Below are 20996 nucleotides of genomic sequence, written 5' to 3' on the forward strand. Positions count from 1 at the left end.
ATATAATTATCGCCCCAAACCTTCTAATCTCTACGAAAATTTTTATTTCCCACTCAACAGCTGGTAACAAGGATCTCATACCTGCACATCGTTTGGAAAGCTTTAAAAGCTGCCGGGAAATATCCTGAATAAAGTATTACAATACTACGAGCATTAACGAGCGCCTGCACCAGTTGAAGTAGTTGATGTATTGTCGATCACTTGTATACCCATAATCCGGTTTATAAATTCGTCTGGACCGACGATAGCTTTTGATTTGATACGTATCTTATAAGTGTAAATGGTGCTCACCGTGTATTCAAGTATTTTGGCTATGGTCTCATTATCACTGATACCAAGCCGAAGCAATGCGAATATCCTTAAATGCGGATTCAGCACTTCATCCCCTTTCGGCCATATCTGATCCTCGGGTTTCAAAAGCGCGTTAAACAGCGTTATGAAATCAGGAAACATCAGGAGAAAAACGCGGTCGAAAGTGCGGAAAAGCTCATCCCGTTCCTTTTTAATATCCACGTTACCTAAAAGCTTCAGGATATCGCCATATTTTTCAGTCTTTATTTTCCGTTCGACATTCCGTTTTAGCTTTTCAAGTTTAACAATATATTCAGCGTATACATTAAAAAAGTAACCAATATAAACCTCTTTGATACGAGCATCTTCGGCTAAACGCAAATTGTTTTTTTCTAACTGCTTATTTTTATCGGCTATGATAAGCTCTTTTACGCGCAAGCGTTTAAGTTGAATAAAAACTATAAATGAAATTGAAGTGATGACTACTATGGCCGTTAAACTGGAGAGCAGATAAACCAGAAATTTATTCTTCTCATTCTCGGCCAACAGTATCTTGTTAGCAGCTATATCTGCCAATACCGAGGATATTTCGATTTTATGGAGCCGTGAACCGTAAAATTCTGCATTGTTAAGCGCCTCCTGCATAAATAAATAAGCGTCTTTTACCCTCCTGCCTTTGTATAGCTCACACCCTACTTTAAAAATTGCGTTGGTTTCCTTTGTAGAGGATCTGATGTCGTTGATTGCCGCTATCAATAACAATTCCATACGCTTCCCGCCCTGGTTATAGTCGCCCAAGGCAGATGCGATCATCGCTGTTTGGTGCGCTGAAAGTTTATGGTGGTATAGCAATAATTCGTAATACCTATAGTTAGGAGTTTGCTGACCGGCGGTGTCAGGCAACTCGGCTTTATACATCAACTGTTCGAAAGAATCGCGGTCTGTTAACGAGATAGCAGTATCCAGGTATTTTTGCGCAATTTCACGATAACCCTTGCTGTAATATTTATCATTATTGTAATTGGCCAGATATACATAATAAGAACATTTAAGCCTGTAATAACACAATTTCGAATTTCGGTTTAGCGCTTTGGGGTCAACTTCATTAAGGCAATCCAACGTTTCTTTAAACATTCCTGATGAGATCAGTATGATTCCTAATTTGATCTTGCTGTCATATTGTTTCGGTACGTCTTTCATGATCAGGCTTAGCTTGATTAGCTTTTGCGTATAAACATAGGCCGAATCGTACTGGTAACTCCTGTATTCTTCAAATAGCCGGCTATATAGCCCATATTTTCTTTCCAAATCTTGCGGCTGACATTCTTTTACCTGCTGCTGGAGCGAGAGTACCCTTTTTTCCTTTTGGCGGTCAAAATAATCTTTGTTAGCCAGCGTGTTTTTCAGCAGCTCCATTAGTCGGGCATTGCCATCTGATCCGTATGCAGCCACAGCCCAAAAAGATAATAACAGCGTATAAAAGATTTTCATTTCAGGTTTACGTTTTTTAGTACGAGTTTCATTTACAATGCCTTGTACAGACAAAGCCGGAATGTAACATTCCGGCTCAATTTAATACAATCAGGAACTTATAAGGTTAGGTAAACAGGTTAAATTATAAAGCCAGCTCTTGAAGCATTCACAATCGTCAAACAGCCTCTTTTTAAAAAATCAACCGGGCCACTGTTTTGTGAAATTTACTAATAACCGGGGTTTTGCTTTAGTTGGGGATTAACATTCATGATATCCCGCCCTATAGGAAAGATCTCCGTATGCTTATCTCCATCAGGTTTTTTATCCCACCAGGTTCCGGTACTGAATACCCCCCAGCGTATCAGGTCCGTGCGCCTGCGATTTTCGCCAATAAATTCCCTGCACCACTCGTCAAGCAGCTCCTGGTCGGAAAGCTGGCTGCCGCCTGGCTCGTAAAGACTTGATGAACCGTCGGGGAAGTTACGTTTCCTGACCTGGTTCAGTAGGCCGGCAGCACCGGCTTTATCCCCTGCCCTGTAACGACATTCAGCAAGTGTATAATAGATCTCCGAAAGGCGAATTTCCGCATAGGCTGATGTAATCCGGTTTGGATCCGGCGTTGGGTATATGGGATATTTAACCAGGAACACCCCGGAGTTGTGATCAGCATGGTTCATGTCAGACTCCTTGTCGGCTATTTTAGTGCCCGGTTTTGCACCCAGGAACATCCCTACCTGATCACGGATGAAAAGCGGATAAGGACCTTTGTTCCCTTTTACTGTGTCTGTACGGGTAACACCGTTTACAGAATGGGTATACGGCAGGTATCCGTACAAAAACATACCTTCACGCTGACTGTTGCCCAAATTCTTATATTTCTTTAACCGCAGGTCGTCCTGGTATTTTTGAAACTTTACAAAGGGCTTACCCAATTGGAAAGTATACTCAAGGCTGTCTACATCGCGTCCCGGCTGCAAAGCATAACGCGGGTTTGACTGACCGAAATCGGTAAATCCACAATAAAGCGGAGCCGCATCATAAGTCATCCCCCAGAAATACATACCAGCGTCATACTGCCAATGTGTACGAGCAAGTGAACCGGGGAAGCCATAAATAACCTCCGAATTAAGCGTGGTATTGGTATAATCAAAAGGGGCATCCCATCTCGTATCCAGCTGATACGCACCATATTTCCCGTTGATAATATCCTGGCAAACCGCCGCGCATTCCGTATACTTTTCCTGGCCTATATAAACCTTGGCATTGAGATATAAGCGCGCCAGTAATGCCGCCGAACCGGCTTTTGTCCATCGCCCTATACCGGCGGCGCCAAGTTGTGAGCGGGTTGGTAATCCGTTTATCGCATTTTTCAACTCCGATTCGATGTAAGCAAATGTTTCCTGAGGGGTAGACTGCGGATTACCCTTGGTTGAATTTTTTACATCGGTAACAATCTCTATATTCCGATAAAAATCAAACGCCCGCAAATAAAACCAGGCCCGCAAGGTGTGCAGTTCGGCTTTAAAGTCGGTTAATTCGGCATCAGTTACGTTTAACTTTGACGGATCTTTAATGCCCTCCATATCTGTCAATGAGTTGGTTGCCAGAACAATACCCTGATAAAAGTTATTCCACGCGCCGCTTGTGAAATTATCGGTAATGGTCCAGGTGTGATAGTGCATCCGTTGATAGTAACCACCATCCTGCCAATCTCCCTGCCTGTTGTAGGTCCCTATTTCGTCAGTACAATCTTCGCCTGCGGCGTAAACATCATTACCTTGTATACTCCAGTAAGCATGCTCAAAAGGGCGCAGAAAATCCCGGATCACATCGTCTCGACGGGTTAGGAAACCTGCCGCATCTACTTTATCATATACGTGTTCATCCAGTTTGGTACAACTGCCGGTCAGTAAGCCCGATAGTAAAATGCCGCTGATATATAATTTATATTTTTTCATATTTTGTAGATTTTAAAAGGTTGCCTGCAGACCAAGGATCAGTTGAAGCGTGGCCGGATAATAGTTCAGTGAAGTGTTTACGCCAGGCGTAAGCCCGTTAACCTGTACAAGGTCGGGATCGCCGCCGGTAAAGCTGGTAAAAGTGTGCAGGTTTCGGCCTGTGGCGTAGATACGTATTGATTTAAGGTATTTGGTTTTAAAGGGCTGGGTATACCCTAAGGCCACGTTATCTATTTTTACGAACGAACCGTTCTCCAGGAAATAGTCGGAGGCTATCGCCGTTGTTGCCGGATTTGTTAATAAAGAATATTTGCTCTTGCTGTCATACGCTGATTTTAACACGTTGGCATCACTCTGACTTGATGGGGTGCCAATGTAAAATGCTGTTGTGTTGAATATTTTATAGCCGAAGGTGCCGCGTAAAAAGATGCCCAGATCAAACCGTTTGTACCTGAAGGTATTTCCCATAGAGCCGATAAACTTTGGCAAACCGTTGCCTACAAACTGTTTATCATCGGCAGACGCTTGATTTGCCTGAACGATGGTGCCATCTTTCTTATATACCTGTAACGCTCCGTCTTTATTTACCCCTGCCGAGCGCAGCGTATAAAACTCACCAATGCTGCGTCCTTCCTGAATCCGCTGAATATTGCCCGGCGACCCTGGGGCCGGTAAGCCAGCCAGTTCAACAAAAGGAGCTCCCTTATAAACATCGTTAGAGAAAGAAATGAACTTATTCCGGTTATAAGCCAGCGCGAGAGTTACATTATAGCTGAAATCGCTATGCCTGACAACAGCGCCATTAAGCGCCAGCTCCAATCCATAATTTTTCATGGTACCTACGTTGGCGAAGGTTTGGGTTTGTGAGTTTGGCGGCAAAGGCACATTGTAATAGCCCAATAAATCCTTGTTTTTACGAATGTAATAATCGAGAGAACCCGAAATTCGGTTGTCGAAAATTGAAAAATCCAAACCCGCGTTAAAGTTTATAGATTTTTCCCACCTCAGATCGGGGTTTACGTTTGATGTTGGTCCGTAAACCTGGTAAACCTGGCCGTTATATGGAAAATAGCCTGCACCGCCGTACAATAGCAGGGAAAGATAGCTGTCAAAGTCCTGGTTTCCTGTAACGCCGTAGTCCGCACGCAGCTTTAGGTCATTTATCCATGGCAGCGCACCCTTCATGAAATTTTCTTCCGAAACACGCCACGCGCCTGAAACAGCAGGGAAATTTCCCCACTTGTTTTTTATCCCAAACTTTGACGAACCTTCACGGCGTAAGCTGGCGGTAAGGATATACCGGTTATTAAAATCGTAGTTCAGGCGGCCGAAAAAAGAAATGAGCGTTGATCCATTCTGGGTTGAGCTTACAGCCGATTGACCTTGCCCGGCAGCCCCTCCGTTGTATAAGCCGGATCCCAGATTATTCCAGAGATATGAATCGAAAGGAAAATCATAATTCTGGGCGTAAAAAGTGTTATAATTATACAAGGTGTATGAATAACCACCCAGCGCCTTAAAGTGGTTTTTACCCAGATCAAGGGAGTAATTCCCCGTCCACTCCACATTTTTCTGGTCATTTTCTTCCTGTCGCTGCGAGGCGAAATTTGTTTGCGTTATTTTGCCCGCGTGCACAATTGACGATAATGTTGATGGGGTAAAATTGAGGCTCCTGACCGATCTGCTGATCTCGGATACCGTTACCGTAGTGCTCAGATTTTTGAGGATGTTCAACTTTAGGGATCCATTGATGTCCATCTCCTTGATTTGCGCTTCCGATTTGATCACGTTGGCATTCTCAACCGGGTTGTTGGAGAAAAAGCCGGTATTGATATAGTTATACCTTCCCGCAGTATCGTAAATAGGATAAGTTGGGTTTAAGGTGAGTGCATTGTTAAAATTGCCCTGATCTGAGTTTTTGGTATTCATGTACCTTGGGGCGATATTCAAGGTGGCTACAAAAAGGCCATTGTCGGAAATGTGGTTTACATTGATGCGTGCACCATATTCCTTTTTATGCGCCCGCAAGTCGATGCCATCGGCATTGCGGTAATCGGCGGATGCAAAGTAATTCGTTTTACCAGAGCCGCCCGACAATTGAACAGTATGTTTTTGAGCAAAAGCCGGCGAATTGGTAACTGCGTCCATCCAGTTGGTTTTTGCGCCGTAATCCTGTCCCTGGTTATTTTTTACCCTATCGGCAATAAACTCATCAGGAGTAAGGTTTTGCAACCGGTTGGTAAGGTAATCAAAACTGGCATAGCCTTCGTAAAAGGTGCGCGCCTGCGATGAGCCTTTTTTTGTGGTGATGATTATAACACCGTTACTGCCTCGCGTTCCGTAAATAGCCGAGGCGGCGCCACCTTTAAGCACGTCGATACTTTCAATATCATTTTGGTTGATATTATCGATATTTCCCCCTGGTATACCATTGATAACGTAGAGCGGCCCTAAACCGGCGTTTCGGGAAGAAACACCCCGTAATTGTACGTTAGGAGATGAATTAGGATCTGCCCCCGATGTGTTAGTGATACTGAGGCCTGCGACCTTGCCTTGCAGTGACATTAAGGGACTGTTAGAAGCCACCGGTAAAAGATCTTTGGAAGAAACGTGTGTGATAGCACTTGATACTTCACGCTTATCAAGCGTACCGTAACCAACACTTACCACAACGACCTCCTGCAGCGACTTGCTCGCAACAGAAAGTGACGCATTCAGCACAGTTTCGTTAGTCAGGGGTACTTCGAGTGTAGCATAACCTATGTATGAAAAGGAAATACTTTTCGCAGATGCTGGCACTTTAAGCGTATAAATACCTTTAGTGTTGGTGGTGGTACCCGCAGACGCGCCTGTTACCACAACGCTTACACCAGGAAGTGCCGATCCGTCGGTGGCATCCGTTACGGTGCCCGATATTGTTCTTTCTTGCGCCCGGGCGGCAACGGAAAATATACAACAGAGCGCAGAAGCGCCCAGCCAGAGTAGAATTTTTTTGTACATAAGAAGATATTATTAATTGGTTTCAGTGGTTAATTAGGCTCGGAAATACATGCCCCGGCCACGGCGAAATGCAAAGCCAGTTAAGGTGGCGCATAGGTCCTGATCATATTTTTCATCACGGTAGTGTTAAAGCGATAATTGGTAGGTATCGCTAATTGGTTTCGGGTGTGCAATTAAGCCGTATAGGTATTCAGACACAAGCCCGGGCGGGCTTATCCATAAAAAATCCAACGCTTTATTGAATCAATAGCCTGATTACAAATGTGATAAAGCTTTCGCGGGCGCAAAAAATCTCACTAATAAACGGCAAAAACTGGTCGATGAAAGATAAAAAGGGCTTGCTTGGCTTCCCTTCAGAAGGCCGAAAAACGACTTCCTCCTGTCGTTAGGGCTGGTCGGTGAGATCCCGGCCATTTATTTATCCACACAGAGCAATATATCTGAACAGTTGTGTTGGCGCATTTTTCAGTTCATGAAATGCAGGTACTGAAAGGGGGCCCACTTTGAAGAGGAGTTGAAATCGATAAGAATACGATCTCAGTATCAGGATTATTGCAACAGAGGGATTCATAAAAACTTCATAACCAAGCGCGAACTTCGTTCATATCAATAAGTTCAATTGCTTAAGAAACAGCGGCTATGTTTGTTGATGCTGATTAAATAACCTTTCCCATCAATGTTATGATCAAATACAACATAGAAGGCTATCTATTAAAAAGCCATTACACTTTAACCGTTTCCAAGAGCGCCCTAAAAAATATATGACTAACATACTTTTACAGTTCCCTGAGTTCTGGACAGATCTGGCTCCGCCCTGATTGAGTTGCCCTGCGTAGCAAATTACTTCAGGTATTAAGTTTTTTAAACTTTGTTATCGTTGTAGTTAGAGCCGGCGCATAGGATTTTTCAAAATCATAAAACGCAGATTAACAATAATTCACCTAAAGCTCATATCATTTATACTAATTCACAATGTTTTTAATAAAAGAAACGACTAATCACTTTTTAATTAAAGTTAGGTATAAAATATCACGACGATACATTTTATTATGTTTCGCAATCATTGTTAACCTCCTTTTTGGCTCCTGCAACAAAAACAACAATATTGGCACAATCAATCCCCCCTCAACAACCGATACTACTGGCAATTCACAGAATACAAATTCCGATCAGGAACAGAAACTAAGAGATATAACAACAGGCTCGACGATCTATAAATCCTATTACATTGACCAGCCTTATATTGTTCAGGCTCAAGATAGCTCATGGGTTTGTGTTTTTACTACCGGTACAGGCCAGGAGGGTTCTCCTGGGCAACACGTTATGGCAACCAGAAGTGTTGATTTAGGTAAAACCTGGTCGCCTGCTGTTGATATAGAACCAGCTACTGGGCCCGTGGCTTCATGGGTTACACCATATATTACCAGCTACGGTCGTATTTATGCCTTTTATAATTACAATGGAGACAATATCATGACACTTAAGGGGGTAGCCATAAAAAACGACCTTTTAGGATGGTATTGTTATAGATACTCGGACGATATGGGAGCAACTTGGTCTGAAAGGTATCGCATTCCTATCAGAAACACCAATGCTGATCTGACAAATAATTTTAAAGGTGCTGTGCAAATGTTTTGGGGCATTTGTAAACCTATAAAAACTACAAACGGTATGTATTTTTCGTACACTAAAATTGGCGCTTATATGAGTGGACAAGGTGAGGGATGGGTGATAAATTGCCCCAATATAGAAACAGAAAAAAATGCATCCTCGTTGGAATGGAACCTTTTGCCCGACGGTAATGTTGGCATTAAAAACCCTGCTTGGAACATACAGGAAGAGCATAACATAGTTCAGCTAAGTAATGGTACTTTCTATTGTGTTAACAGAACGCTTAATGGTTTTCCTGCTTTTGCAACAAGTACCGATTGGGGCAAAACCTGGACAATGCCTCTTCCATTGCGTTATGGGTTTGGTACTTCATCAGATCGTATTATGAAGCAACCACGCGCATGTGCAAGGATATTCAAGCTTAAAAATGGTAAATATTTACTTTGGTACCATAACGATAATATGAGTGTTTACGGGGGCCGAAATCCGGGCTGGATTTCTGGTGGCGTAGAATTAAACGGAACTATATGGTGGTCTGAACCTGAGGTTCTGTTATACAGCAAAAATCGTGGCGATAATATGAGTTATCCTGATATTGTTGAGCAACAAAATAGGTATTTCATCACAGAAACACAAAAGAGTATAGCCAGGGTTCACGAGATAAATCCCGCAATACTAAACGGAGTTTGGTCTCAGCAGCTTCTGAAAACCCAAGTTACAAATGGCCTGGTATGGCACCAGGGTGAAGAAGCTACAGGCACAGGCATACCTGCAAATAGTAAATTCCCAGCTCAACAAAAGTTATTCCCTGTTTTAAATGATGGAGGTTTTACCATAGAGTTTAAAGTTAAACTAACAAGTCAGGGAACGCAAAATACAATATTTTCAAACGTTGATGCTACAGGAAAAGGCGTCAGTATTGTTACAAATGCAAATAACACGATATCCATCAGCCTAAACGATGGGAGAAATACGATTTCATGGGACACAGATCAGGGGCTACTCGCCAACAATGCGACACATGACGTAGCTTTTGTTGTAGACGGGCAGGCAAGCCTCATTATTCCAGTTGTTGACGGAAAAGTTTGCGATGGCGGAGCTCAAAGGGAATTTGGGTGGACCCGGTTCTTTAATTTTGTTGATGTGAACTCCATGGCTCCAATCTGGCTATCGAAGGGTTCAGTGCAGTTATCTGATGTCAGAGTTTTTTCGAGGGCACTTCGTATCTCTGAGTTAGTTTCTAATTATCAGGCATCAAATAATTGATATAAAGTTTATTCAAAAGTCAGTTTATCTACGATAGGTGCCTGATTTAGGGTTTAAAGCAAGATAGCTTTTGTTCCCTGTTCCCAGCAAAAAATTAAGCCCTGAAATCATTATTTTCGGGGCTTTTTCTATTAATAATTTTCGAACCTGAATAATCTCTCTTAATTTGTCCTTCCTTTTTCGTCTTCAGCACTACTGCTATCGTTACGTTTGCGTGCATTGACTGCTTTGCCAAAACGATAGGCGAATGAAATCCCAATCCGTCTCGAATCCGTCGACCGGTTAGAAAATGCGTTCACCTGGTTGATCCCGATGGTCTGTGTACTGAAATTAAGGGTGTGGAAAATGTCGTTTGCATTTATACTTATGCTGCCCTGGCCGTTTAGCACCGATTTGCGGATACCTCCACTGATATTATATCCTGCTTTGTCTCCCCTGCTTTGTCCAAATGTCTGTTTACCCGGGAAAAAACCATCTATCTCGGCGCTCCAGCTATGGCCCGATTGCAATTCATTGGATATTTCTATCTCGTGCACATTGGTATTTTGCCGGATAACCACTCCTTCTGCGTTACCCTTATTCAGGATGTAAAGTAAAACTGCATTGATGCGGAAATTCCACCAGTGTGCAGGTTCAAAAGAGAAATAGGGAATAAGGCTATATGTGCGATTATTAATGAAATTGTATGGACGGGTAATAAAAACATTATCGGAAACTGTGGTTAACGATTGGCTTTCATTATTTCCGATGCCATATCCGGCAGTTATACCAATATATTGCTTATAGCTGTACTTTAAGTCAAAATACCGGTTATAATAGGGACTGACATTCGGATTGCCCGAGGTATAAGTGAACTGATCGTGGTAAAAAAGAAAAGGGTTGAGTTGCTGATATCCCGGTCGCCTGATCCGTTCGCTGTAGCTAAGCACGAGGGTATTATTACCTGCGTTATCCAATTTGTATGAGAGATAGATGGTAGGAAAAACATGGGTGTAGTTTTTTGAAAAAGAGGAGTCGGGTATTGCCGGGTTTTTAAACTGGTGTCCCGATGCATTGGTATTTTCAATCCGAAGCCCCGTCTGCACGCCCCAATGCTTCCATTCCTTCTTAAAGCTGACATAAGCTGCATTGATATTTTCAGAATACCTGAAATGGTTAGTTTTACCGTAATCGGGAGTGAAACCAGACTGCTCCTGATTAAACCATTGCAATTGATTATCTGTGGCTACGCGGCTATATTTAATTCCGGCATCAAATTCAGTTTTTTTTTCAGATGGATATGTGTAATCTGCTTTTCCTGAAAAGATATTAATATTGGAGGGTTGCAGAAATCTATATCGCTGGCTGCTTGAAAGACTACCGTCAGCCTGGTAAAACGCAAACGGAGATAACTGGTCGGCGTCATTTAAAAAATGTAGGTAATCCAGGTTGGCGGTCAATTGTCTCCCGGTTTGATCAAATTTATGCGTTATATTGAGATTTATTCCCCCGTTTTGCCCCTTATATTTACCGTTTGTGTATCCCCGTCCTATCGAATCAAGCAGCATGTTATCATTAAACCGTCTGCTGGTATAGTTTAACAGATCCGTCTTGGGTCGGGTATTTCCGGTTAGCACAAACCCAAGCGTGGTATTTGGGCTGGCAAAAACATCCATTCCCAACCTGCCATTCCAGCCAACCGATCGATATTTATAATAACTATCTTGTAAGGTAGCGGAATTAAGCAAGCCGCCAGCATTATAAAAATATCTGGAGAAGGTTTCCTGGCTGAAATTCTGGTCGAAGCTATAGCTGAGACTACTGAATAAATTAAATTTTGTTGTCCTGAAATTGACATTCAGAGCATCGTTACTCCGGCTATAAACTCCCTGGTTAAAACCAACATTGATATTGCCGTTGAATCCTGCAATCTTGTTCTTTTTCAAAATGATATTAATCACAGCCCCGCCGGATGCATCGTACCTGGCAGGTGGGGTACTGATCAATTCCAGTTTATCTACAGTGCCGACAGGCAGTGAACGCAGGTAAGCCGAAAGCTCTGCGCCTGATAAATAAGTTGGTCTGTCATCAACCAGCACCAAGACATTATTTTTGCCATTCAAACTGATATTATCATTCGCATCAACTATAACTCCTGGACTTTTCGACAAGGCGTCCATTGTGTTACCACCAGCAGCACTTATCATGGCATCTACATTTACCACGGTGCGATCTGTCTTTTGTTCTATAAGTGGCTTCTTCGCAATAATAGCTACTTCTTTTAAAGAATGATCACCTGATATCTTCAATATAATAGCCGGTAGCCGGATGGTCTGCTGTTTTCCATCAATAATCAAATGGTTTATACTGTAAGTTTGAAAACCGATATAGTTGCAATTGATCCTGTAGCTGCTTTGTGCAAGGTTCTTAAATGTGAAAGAGCCTGTAGTTTCAGCAATCCTGATAATTGCTGTGGTAGTATCTTTTTCGTTTTGCAAAGTGACGGTTGCTCCGGGTAACGCTTTGTTTTGGGTATCCAGTATCAAACCGGTTATCTTGCCATTACCGGTTTGAGCGAAGCTTTGACAGATGGTTAATACAAAAAGTTGGAGCAGCATAAATCGATGTTTCATACCTCAAAACTGAGATACAGAAAAAGGGATTTCAAATACAGGGGATAGATAGTGAAAGCAAGGTGATAGAAATAGATTTAAAGGTGATGTCGGCTGTCGACACCGGATTTCTATTTTTCAACCCCTAATTGTTGTAAATGGTCAGCGCAATTTTTATTCAGCCTTTTATTTGTGGAAATTAGTTTTATGAAACCCATTCGGCACCTCATTAGTGGTAACAAACTGGTCTTACACACTTTATTTATTGCAAGTGTGTTGGCGGTTCTGTTATCGGGTTTATACTTTTTACACGTTTCTGGCTTTCGGTTTGAAACTGGCCCGGCACTGGTCAACTGTGTGTTTTTCCTGTTTTGTATATATACAGGGCGGTGGCTTTGCAAGCTTTTTTACCTCCGCAGTCATTTTTGGCAATTTCTTATTGCAAGTATGTTGGCTTTTATTGCATTGTCGGTTGTTGAATATCTATTAGTCAAATATGCTTTCCATCATCCCTACGCCGGCTTTCTCGAATTGCTGCGTGGGGATATGCCATTTTATTTAGCCGGGGTTGTATTAGGTATGCTCCTCAAACTAATCAGCTCCTCAATGCAAAAAGAATTAAAAGATGCACAACTTAAGGCCGAACAAAAAGAAAGCGAGTTTAATTTGTTACAGTCGCAACTTAGCCCGCATTTCCTGTTTAATGTTATGAATAACTTATATGGGATTGCTATTGCCGAACCCAGCCGGATTCCGCCTTTACTCCTTAAATTGTCTGGATTATTACGTTATTCGGTATACGGAGGTAAAAAGGCGTTTGTCCCGTTAAAGGAAGAACTGGATTATATACGCGCCTATATCGAATTTGAACAAATTCGTGCAAGCGACCGGCTTAACCTGGCGGTGGATATGGAGGCTGTCAACAACCAGAACATCCAAATTGCGCCCCAGGTTTTAATTGTTTTTGTAGAGAATGCTTTTAAACATGCAAAAAACTCGATAAGCCCGAAGATCAGCATTGATATATCACTAAAAATTAAGGGTAACTTTATTTGCCTCGAAGTGAGCAACAGTTATGAGCCGGATAAATCCCGCTGCAGTAATGAAATGGAAGATTCCGGTCTGGGTTTACCCAATACGGTTAAAAGACTGGATCTGCTTTACGGCAAAGATTACAACTTGATACAGTATGCCGAAAACGGGTTTTATTATATTGAGCTAAACTTAAAATGTAAAGAAAAATGATCGATTGCCTGATCGTAGACGACGAACCGGTGGCCCGGAATATTATCCGAAATTACTGCGAACAACTGCCGTTTTTGCGTGTTACTGCCGAATGTGGCAATGCATTAGATGCTAAAGAAGTTTTATCTGCGCAAAAAATAGACCTGCTCTTTCTTGATATCCATATGCCATTGCTCAATGGCATCAGCTTTTTAAATACGCTGAAAAATCCACCGGTGGTGATATTTACTACCGCTTACCAGGAACATGCCGTTACTGCTTTTGACCTGGCCGCCTGCGACTATCTGCTCAAGCCTTTTTCATTGGAGCGTTTTATTATTGCAGTAGATAAGGCGGATGAAAGAATTCAGCAAACACTAAAGCCGGCTGTTGGAAGTTTTCAGGCGATATTGAAAGACTATTTTTTTATCAGATCGGAAGGAAAGGCATATAAAATTTTTTACCATGATTGTTTATACGCCGAAGCTCAAGGAAACTACACTAAAATAGTCACTATAGATAAAGTGATCTCAACCAAAATGACTTTTTCGGCTTTAACAGACTTACTGCCTGCGGAGTTATTTATCAGGGTACATCGTTCATTCGTCGTCAATAAATCAATGATTAGTCACATTGAGGGAAACCGGGTATTCATCCAACAAAACGAAATTCCAATAGCGGGCAATTACCGGGATGATTTTTTGAAAGCTATAGGGTTGTATTGATCAAGCCGTTTATTGCCAGCTTTGATTTTGCGATTTAAATCGTAGAGGTGCATCAACAGAAAATAATCTGGTCTTCAAACAATTCATTGCTTGTTGCCGTTTTTATGTCTGTTTTTCTCTTATTTTACACGACTATTCGATGACCAGTATATCCCATAATTCTATGTCTCAAAAACAGGCAGTCGCCCCAAGTGAAGAACGTTTTAAAGCATTGGTCACCGCTACTTCTGATAGTATTTACAGCATGAGCCCTGATTGGTGTGAAATGCGACAATTGGATGGCCGCGGCGTTTTATCAGACACACTTGAACCGATAACCGACTGGTTGGCCAAATACATTCACCCTTTTGACCAGGATACGGTAAAAGCGGCAATTCAAAAAGCCATTCAGCACAAGGAAATATTTCAGTTAGAACATCGTGTATTCCAGGCAGACGGTACTATTGGATGGACGCTTTCGCGTGCTGTGCCTATTATGGATGATGGTGGACACATCATTGAATGGTTTGGAACAGCAAGTAATATCACTGAGCGTAAGCGGGCCGAAGATAAATTAAGGGAAGCCAAAGAACAATCCGATCAGCAAAAACGGCTATACGAAACTATAACTTCGAGTACGCCAGATTTAATTTATGTATTTGATCTCGACTACCGGTTCACTTATGCTAATGAGGCGCTCCTATCCATGTGGGGCAAAACCTGGGAAAATGCCATTGGCAAAAAATTGCTTGAAAACGGTTATGAGCCATGGCATGCCGAAATGCATGAACGCGAGATAGATCAGATTATAGCAGATAAAAAACCTATCCGGGGTGAGGTGTCTTTTCCTCATGCTACTTTGGGGCGACGTATTTACGATTACATATTTACACCGGTGCTAAACCAAAATGGCGAAGTAGAAGCCATAGCCGGTACTACCCGCGATATTACCGATATCAGAAATGCTGAAACCGCCATTTCAGAAAGTGAAGCCCGTTTTCGTACAATGGCCGAAAGTACAGATGTAATGATTGCTGTTGGCGACACCGACGGAAAGGCCGTTTATTTTAATGAAGCGTGGATTGACTTGACCGGCAAAACTTCTGCAGAACTTCTACAAGATGGATGGGTAGCATTGATCCATCCTGATGATCAGACGAGGGTAAAGAAAACTGCTGCAGCCGCACTTCGTGGATTAACTGCATCTCAGTTTGAGTTTCGGATGATTGATAAAAAGGGAGAATATTGTTGGTTGCTTAATAAGGCCACTCCCCGCTTCAGGCCCGATGGTTCTTTTGCCGGTTATATTAGCTCGACCATTGATATTACGGAGATCAAGGAAAACGAGCAGCGAAAGAATGATTTCATCAGTATGGTGAGCCATGAATTGAAAACCCCGCTAACATCGGCCTTGAGTTACGTTCAGGTTTTGCAAAAGAAAGCATTAAAGGCAGAGGACACACTTGCAGCCAGTATGCTGGACCGTACTGTTATACAATTAGGAAAAATGACCAGCATGATCAATGGTTTTTTAAACGTATCCAGGCTCGAGTCGGGAAAAATCCATATGGATTATGAGCAATTTAACCTTGCTTCATTGGTATCTGACGCAGAAGATGAAGCCAGGGCCGCAATCACCAGCCATCAGTTGTCTTTTTCTTGTACAGAGGATACAATGGTAGAAGCCGACCGGGAAAAGATTGGCCAGGTAATCAGTAACCTCATCAGCAATGCTGCCAAATATTCATCGTCGGGCACCACAATAACCATTAGTTGCAAAAGAAATGGTGGCAGTGTACAATTAAGTGTAGCAGATGCAGGCATTGGCATCAGTGAAGAAGACCTACCAAGGATCTTCGAGCGCTATTACCGCGTTAAAGGAATTGAAACGCGCCATATTGCTGGCTTTGGCATCGGACTATACCTCTGTCGTGAGATTATTGAGGGACATAACGGAAAAATCTGGGCCGAAAGTACGCCTGACCAAGGCAGCACTTTTACTTTTAGTTTGCCTCTGGCCGACTAATATATTGTTAATATAATTATTCTGCTTTAAGAATAGTCTCTTTTTTCGTTAGGAACCCTATAAACACCAAGGCAATAGCCAGAGCGGTAATGCCCTGTGCAAGTACAGTGGCAGGAGCGCCAATGCGCTCGGAAATAGCTCCGGTTAACAAACTACCCAATGGCAGCATACCAAAAATAGCCATTAACAAAACGCCCATGGTGCGTCCTCTCATATTGGCTGCCGCGTCTGACTGTACTACAATGTTACTGATGGTAAATTGCGCTATAGAGCCGTATCCTGCAATGGCAGCAAAAAACATAGCAGCAAAGAAGTTCTTGAATTGAGAAAAGCAGATAAGCCCTATACCCATCAGTACCGTACTGACAAAAAGGATCTGTTTTAAATGAGCGCCGGGTTTACGCGATGCGAGGAAAATGGTACCGGCAACCGCCCCTATCCCCACAAAACTATTGATGTAACCGAAGGTTGATGCATCGCCCTTGAAAACCACTTTAGCAAATACGGGAAGTACAGTATTAAATGGCAGCACCAGTAAGCTTACAGCAGCAAGCATCATAACCATAGTTGCAATACCGGGAGTGTTTTTGATATAAGTGAAGCCTTCAGAGAAATCAGCCAATACCCTTTTATTTGTTTTTTTAGGCACATATGCAGGTAATTTCATCAGCAGGATAGATAAAATGACCGCGCCAAAGCTTGCCGCGTTCAGTAAAAAACATACACCGGCGCCAAATGCGCTTAACACAATACCTGATAGCGCCGGGCCCAACAATTGTGCAAGGCTTGCTGTTGCCGTTGAAAGGGAGAGCGCGTTAGGTAAATCTGTGGGACTGGCAACTACATCATTTATCAGCGCCTGCCTTGCCGGCACATCAAAAGCATTAATAATCCCAAGGATCACACTTAATAAAAGGATTGCCCACACTACCATATGACCCGATAACACGAGTATCGCCAACAGCACCGACTGCAACATGGAAGTTATCTGGGTGATCTTAATTATGGTATACCGGTTATAACGATCAGCCGCTACTCCACCGGGTATAGAGCAAATGAATGAAGGGAATTGCTCGGCGAAAACAGTTAAGCCAAGCAGAAAGGCGGAGTGTATCATGGAATATACTACCCATATTACAGCGGTGCGCTGCATCCAGGTGCCAAACTGAGATACTGCTCTGCCAATAAAATAAAGTGTAAAGTTTCGGCTTGATAAGGCCCTGAATAAATTGAGTTGACTAAGTTTTTTCATTTGAATTGACAATTTTTAGAATACTGTCAAAAAATAGATCTTGAATTAAACACCAAGCCATTTGGCAACCATATCACATAAAAGCTGCACAGCCATTTTAGCATCATGAGGGTCATTCTGATCATAAACCTCGCGCCTAATGCCACGTACGCCGCTATAGATAATAAATGCCAGCATATCCTTATCTGAATAGCTTAACTTGCGTGGAAAAAGATGTTCTACTTCAGCGAATGCGTCCATCAAAATGCCTTTTTCCAAATGAATAAGTTTTCGGTGCAGGGTATCTAATGATTGCGTGTGTTTAAACTTTTCATCTGCACCTATAAATCCTTCAATAGCATTAAATACGCGCTTCCATTCTTGCGAAGTCTTGATTTTTGTAGTGCAAAAAACAGTTATCTTTTCGTTTAATGTTCCCGCTTTAACAACTGCAGTACGAATTTCAGTGGCAACATCATGTGCAATGCATTCAAGTACTGCTTGGAAAATCTCGTCTTTATCTTTAAAGTAGTAATAAAGCGAGGTCCTGCTACGTCCGGTAGCTTTCGCTACATTTTCCATAGTTATTTTTGCCGGGCCAGCTCCTTTATACAGACGCAAGCCGGCTTGTAGGATTTCCGCGCGAATAATATCGTCCTGACTGGTCATTTTCTGTTGCTTCGATTGCAAAGATAATGAAATTTGACAAAATTTATTTTTTTGTCGAAATAGATTAATAACGCGTCTACGCTTAATTTATACTTACCGTACCGTTATAATTACGCGCTGATATCTTGTAAGAGAGGGTGAACCGTTATCAGTTACCTGAAAAATAATGTGAATGGTTTGTCCGGAAATGGCGTTTTTAGGTATCTCAATTTGTGTTTGTTTGGCTTCAGGATTTAATATTGAAACTTTTCCGGGGAAAGTTCCTTGTTGAAATTGCCACCAGCTAACAGAAAGCACATCTCCGTCAGGATCAGAAACAGCTCCGTTCAATCTTATTGTTTCGCCAGCCGTTGCCATGACATTTAATGGCCCCTCAATTTTGGCAACCGGTTCGTGGTTTGCCCTTTTATATATTGGCGTTGTCGACCATTTAAGCCGGGCGGCAAAATCCCGCTGAGCAGCCGGGAAAAAGTCAGGATACGTATTACTTCGATCTTTCGGCGCAGCAAGCGAAGTTGCCATTGCTTTTGATGATGTATCACTATTTTGGAAGAAGATGTTTTTAGCTTTGGGGTCAATGAATCCGGCGCCACCCCAACCTCCATAGGTGCCATTTTCATATGCACGCAGTCCATTGCCGAGCATGTTCATAAAGGTCGGGTCATCACCCTCCCCTAACCATGAACCTTTCTCCTGTACGGGCATCCATACAACATAACCCATTTTCTTCAACTCATCAGTGGTATGGCCGCTGATACCAAAATAGTCCATGATATCACCTTTTACCATTTGTTTTCCATCGCCCCATACCCTGTACAGTGCTCCCAAGGGGCCTCTGCCCGATATGTTTTCCTTTGTCCAGGATGCTGTCATATAAACAGAGTCTTGTGACGCCGCATTTAACTGAGCACCATAGCCATAGTTTGGACCGCCTTTAAATTCACGATATTCAATACCCGGCCAGTTAGGTTTAATGTATTTTGCATAAGTATCATCCTGATCGCCGGAAGGGAGTAAAACCACTTTCCTGTAAATTTTTGATCTTATTTGGCCCCAATTGGTGGTGAACTCATACTGTTCCTGAATAGCTTTTAAAGCACGCGCTATAGTGCTTTGGCCACCCCACGCTGTAATAAATAATTGCCCCGGTTTATCATCAAGTATCAGGGTTTTGATGAGGTCTGAACCCGGCGAGTCTTTTGAAATGTCGCCATCAAATTCAATATTTCCAATCCTGATTCTGGCTTTGAGCAGATCAGGCGCCGGGTAATTGGGATTATGTATCTTAAGATTGGGGTACACGTTTGCATAAGTGTACACCGCATCATGAATAAAATGTTCATCTTCGCCCCATCGCCAGGATTCGCATGGGCACAAGTTTAATCCAAAGCGGGCATACTCACGGCCCGGCACGAACCATTTAGTTCCTTTGCCATCGCCCTTCCAGTGAAAAGCACTGCTCGCGTAAATCAATCCTTCAATTTCAACATCACTGCTGTATAGCAGGAACCTGATAAGCGAATTATTATCATCCAATTCCGGATCAGCTGTAATAACAATGCGTGGCCTTGCTTCGTTAGGTGAGTTTTGAGCATGCGCAAAGCCATTAATCGCAAAAAGAGCCATTAGCGTGAATGCGTACCTACTTGCTCTGACGCTAAAGTATTTCAGGTTTAAAGTCATTGGTTGTACTGGTTTACAATATCCAGTTAAAAATAAGTAAATCAGCTGATATGTTACTGATAATCAGATGTGATATATTTAAACAAAAAATCCCGCCGAAGCGGGATCTTTTGTTTAGCGGTGTATATCGAAGATTGTTAAATAGTAAACTATTCTTCAGGTTGCTCCCTCAATGGTGCTTCCGCATGAGGGTGATGCGTTTTTTGAATCAACACATGAGCCTCGGTCCGGTTATGCCCTGGCGGCGCCAAAAGCAAACTTGTTTTTGACAAGCCCGACCATAAAGTCTGGTTCTTAAATGCGATAGTACCACCGCCGCGTTTTCTCTGTGATATCATACGATTGATGTCGCCTACACAAATCCATGGATCGTGTAAGGTAACTCCCCATTTAGCATGGTCGTGTGTTTCGGGCCAAGCCCAATGTGCGCCCATAAAGCCTAAATTAATATACTTAATATCAAAAGTTTTATGAATGCCATCACTATCGGCAATAGGTGGAATTGGGCCACGGATCCATGTTTCAATGTCGAGATCATCTTGTAGCGTAGGGCCTACCAATTCGTTCCAGAAATCTTTATTCCACTCCCGGTTCTTCGCTATAACTTTAAAAGGCATCCCTCCAATCGTCTTTAAATCAACTGAATCTCCCAAAGCTACCGGATGGTTGGCCAACGGCTGTGTCAGCGCATAAAGGTCGGAGGTTTCAGGAAGATTTGCGGTATTATGAAAATAGATCTGCGGTTCCTGGTGGTTTACCATTTGTTTAGCGATCATATTGGCGGTATCCAAATCCAGCGAAATACATAAATAGGTTTGTCCGTATTTTGGCGTTGGATCTTTAATTGCCCCCGGATCGGCGAACTTAGGCCATGAATGAAGCAGCCAAAATGCGGTTTTTGATTCGGTATCAAATACTAATGCGCCTTTAGTATGGCCCCTGGTACCATCATCATGCTTGTTAAGGCTTTCGGGCATTTCATCGTTGTAAAGGATCCACCCGGTTGTTGGGGCCGGCGATTTGAAATTTTTGAAAACCGAGTCCATCGTAAGGTTAAGCGCGCCTTTATCGCTGTTCAAAACATTTGGCGATTTGGTTATCGTCCTTTGCCGTGCGTCTGGGTTTCCATCAATGGTGGAATCGTAATAAACATACTCGTAGCCTGTAGCCTTGTCATTACCCACACCTCCGTCAAGTTGCGGAACCTTGTAAATAAACCACCAGTCAACTGGGGCGCCATTTTCATCAAGCGCGGAAATTTTCATAATT

The 20996-nt window shown here is 42.6% G+C and carries 12 protein-coding genes; 4 read left to right on the forward strand and 8 right to left on the reverse strand.

Annotated elements, in window-relative coordinates; all coding sequences use genetic code 11:
- Nucleotides 1–153: 153 nt before the first annotated feature.
- The 3 genes from DEO27_RS10425 to DEO27_RS10435 all read right to left on the reverse strand — a co-directional run bounded on the left by DEO27_RS10425 (nt 154) and on the right by DEO27_RS10435 (nt 6722).
- On the reverse strand, nt 154–1782 hold the full coding sequence (locus DEO27_RS10425; RefSeq protein WP_146749956.1) for a DUF6377 domain-containing protein: 1629 nt from the start codon (nt 1780–1782) through the stop codon (nt 154–156).
- 209 nt (nt 1783–1991) lie between these two features.
- Nucleotides 1992–3722, reverse strand: a complete 1731-nt coding sequence (locus DEO27_RS10430) for a RagB/SusD family nutrient uptake outer membrane protein (protein ID WP_112566766.1) — start codon at nt 3720–3722, stop codon at nt 1992–1994.
- A gap of 12 nt (nt 3723–3734) precedes the next feature.
- Nucleotides 3735–6722: a SusC/RagA family TonB-linked outer membrane protein gene (locus DEO27_RS10435; RefSeq protein ID WP_112566763.1), complete on the reverse strand. Its 2988-nt coding sequence runs from the start codon at nt 6720–6722 to the stop codon at nt 3735–3737.
- A 972-nt stretch (nt 6723–7694) separates the two neighbouring features.
- Here DEO27_RS10435 and DEO27_RS10440 point away from each other — a divergent pair.
- Complete coding sequence (locus DEO27_RS10440) at nt 7695–9599, forward strand: LamG-like jellyroll fold domain-containing protein (protein WP_112566760.1); 1905 nt, start codon at nt 7695–7697, stop codon at nt 9597–9599.
- Between the two features lie 161 nt (nt 9600–9760).
- Here DEO27_RS10440 and DEO27_RS10445 read toward each other — a convergent pair whose 3' ends face one another.
- A complete protein-coding gene (locus tag DEO27_RS10445; protein ID WP_190295370.1) occupies nt 9761–12196 on the reverse strand; it encodes a TonB-dependent receptor in 2436 nt (811 codons plus the stop codon).
- Nucleotides 12197–12796: 600 nt separating this feature from the next.
- On the opposite strand from DEO27_RS10445, the gene DEO27_RS31390 reads away from it, so the two are divergent.
- The 3 genes from DEO27_RS31390 to DEO27_RS10460 all read left to right on the forward strand — a co-directional run bounded on the left by DEO27_RS31390 (nt 12797) and on the right by DEO27_RS10460 (nt 16144).
- Nucleotides 12797–13435, forward strand: coding sequence for a sensor histidine kinase (locus DEO27_RS31390; protein WP_190295371.1), 639 nt, complete (start codon nt 12797–12799; stop codon nt 13433–13435).
- Entirely contained in the window at nt 13432–14139 is a 708-nt protein-coding gene (locus tag DEO27_RS10455; protein ID WP_112566751.1) for a LytR/AlgR family response regulator transcription factor, read from the forward strand. The genes DEO27_RS31390 and DEO27_RS10455 overlap by 4 nt, the downstream gene beginning before the upstream one ends.
- Nucleotides 14140–14302: 163 nt before the next feature.
- Nucleotides 14303–16144, forward strand: a complete 1842-nt coding sequence (locus DEO27_RS10460) for a PAS domain S-box protein (protein ID WP_223818205.1) — start codon at nt 14303–14305, stop codon at nt 16142–16144.
- Nucleotides 16145–16160: 16 nt separating this feature from the next.
- Here DEO27_RS10460 and DEO27_RS10465 read toward each other — a convergent pair whose 3' ends face one another.
- From DEO27_RS10465 to DEO27_RS10480, 4 genes are all read right to left on the reverse strand, one after another.
- Nucleotides 16161–17396 (reverse strand): MFS transporter, encoded by a 1236-nt coding sequence (locus tag DEO27_RS10465; protein ID WP_112566745.1) that lies wholly within the window; start codon nt 17394–17396, stop codon nt 16161–16163.
- A gap of 45 nt (nt 17397–17441) precedes the next feature.
- On the reverse strand, nt 17442–18044 hold the full coding sequence (locus DEO27_RS10470) for a TetR/AcrR family transcriptional regulator (RefSeq protein WP_112566742.1): 603 nt from the start codon (nt 18042–18044) through the stop codon (nt 17442–17444).
- A gap of 93 nt (nt 18045–18137) precedes the next feature.
- The gene (locus DEO27_RS10475) at nt 18138–19727 is read right to left on the reverse strand and encodes a DUF1593 domain-containing protein (protein ID WP_223818206.1); all 1590 of its coding nucleotides are present in this window, start codon (nt 19725–19727) and stop codon (nt 18138–18140) included.
- Nucleotides 19728–19876: 149 nt separating this feature from the next.
- Nucleotides 19877–20992 carry a deoxyribonuclease II family protein gene (locus DEO27_RS10480; protein ID WP_112566737.1) on the reverse strand — a complete coding sequence of 372 codons (1116 nt, stop codon included), beginning with the start codon at nt 20990–20992 and terminating at the stop codon, nt 19877–19879.
- Nucleotides 20993–20996: the final 4 nt, after the last annotated feature.

It is taken from the genome of Mucilaginibacter rubeus, assembly GCF_003286415.2.
Classification (GTDB): domain Bacteria; phylum Bacteroidota; class Bacteroidia; order Sphingobacteriales; family Sphingobacteriaceae; genus Mucilaginibacter; species Mucilaginibacter rubeus_A.

Bases quoted from the DNA above. Each gene is read 5' to 3' on its own strand.
- DEO27_RS10425 (WP_146749956.1), bottom strand. From the start codon at position 1,782: ATGAAAATCTTTTATACGCTGTTATTATCTTTTTGGGCTGTGGCTGCA.
- DEO27_RS10430 (WP_112566766.1), bottom strand. From the start codon at position 3,722: ATGAAAAAATATAAATTATATATCAGCGGCATTTTACTATCGGGCTTA.
- DEO27_RS10435 (WP_112566763.1), bottom strand. From the start codon at position 6,722: ATGTACAAAAAAATTCTACTCTGGCTGGGCGCTTCTGCGCTCTGTTGT.
- DEO27_RS10440 (WP_112566760.1), top strand. From the start codon at position 7,695: ATGTTTTTAATAAAAGAAACGACTAATCACTTTTTAATTAAAGTTAGG.
- DEO27_RS10445 (WP_190295370.1), bottom strand. From the start codon at position 12,196: ATGCTGCTCCAACTTTTTGTATTAACCATCTGTCAAAGCTTCGCTCAA.
- DEO27_RS31390 (WP_190295371.1), top strand. From the start codon at position 12,797: ATGCAAAAAGAATTAAAAGATGCACAACTTAAGGCCGAACAAAAAGAA.
- DEO27_RS10455 (WP_112566751.1), top strand. From the start codon at position 13,432: ATGATCGATTGCCTGATCGTAGACGACGAACCGGTGGCCCGGAATATT.
- DEO27_RS10460 (WP_223818205.1), top strand. From the start codon at position 14,303: ATGTCTCAAAAACAGGCAGTCGCCCCAAGTGAAGAACGTTTTAAAGCA.
- DEO27_RS10465 (WP_112566745.1), bottom strand. From the start codon at position 17,396: ATGAAAAAACTTAGTCAACTCAATTTATTCAGGGCCTTATCAAGCCGA.
- DEO27_RS10470 (WP_112566742.1), bottom strand. From the start codon at position 18,044: ATGACCAGTCAGGACGATATTATTCGCGCGGAAATCCTACAAGCCGGC.
- DEO27_RS10475 (WP_223818206.1), bottom strand. From the start codon at position 19,727: ATGACTTTAAACCTGAAATACTTTAGCGTCAGAGCAAGTAGGTACGCA.
- DEO27_RS10480 (WP_112566737.1), bottom strand. From the start codon at position 20,992: ATGAAAATTTCCGCGCTTGATGAAAATGGCGCCCCAGTTGACTGGTGG.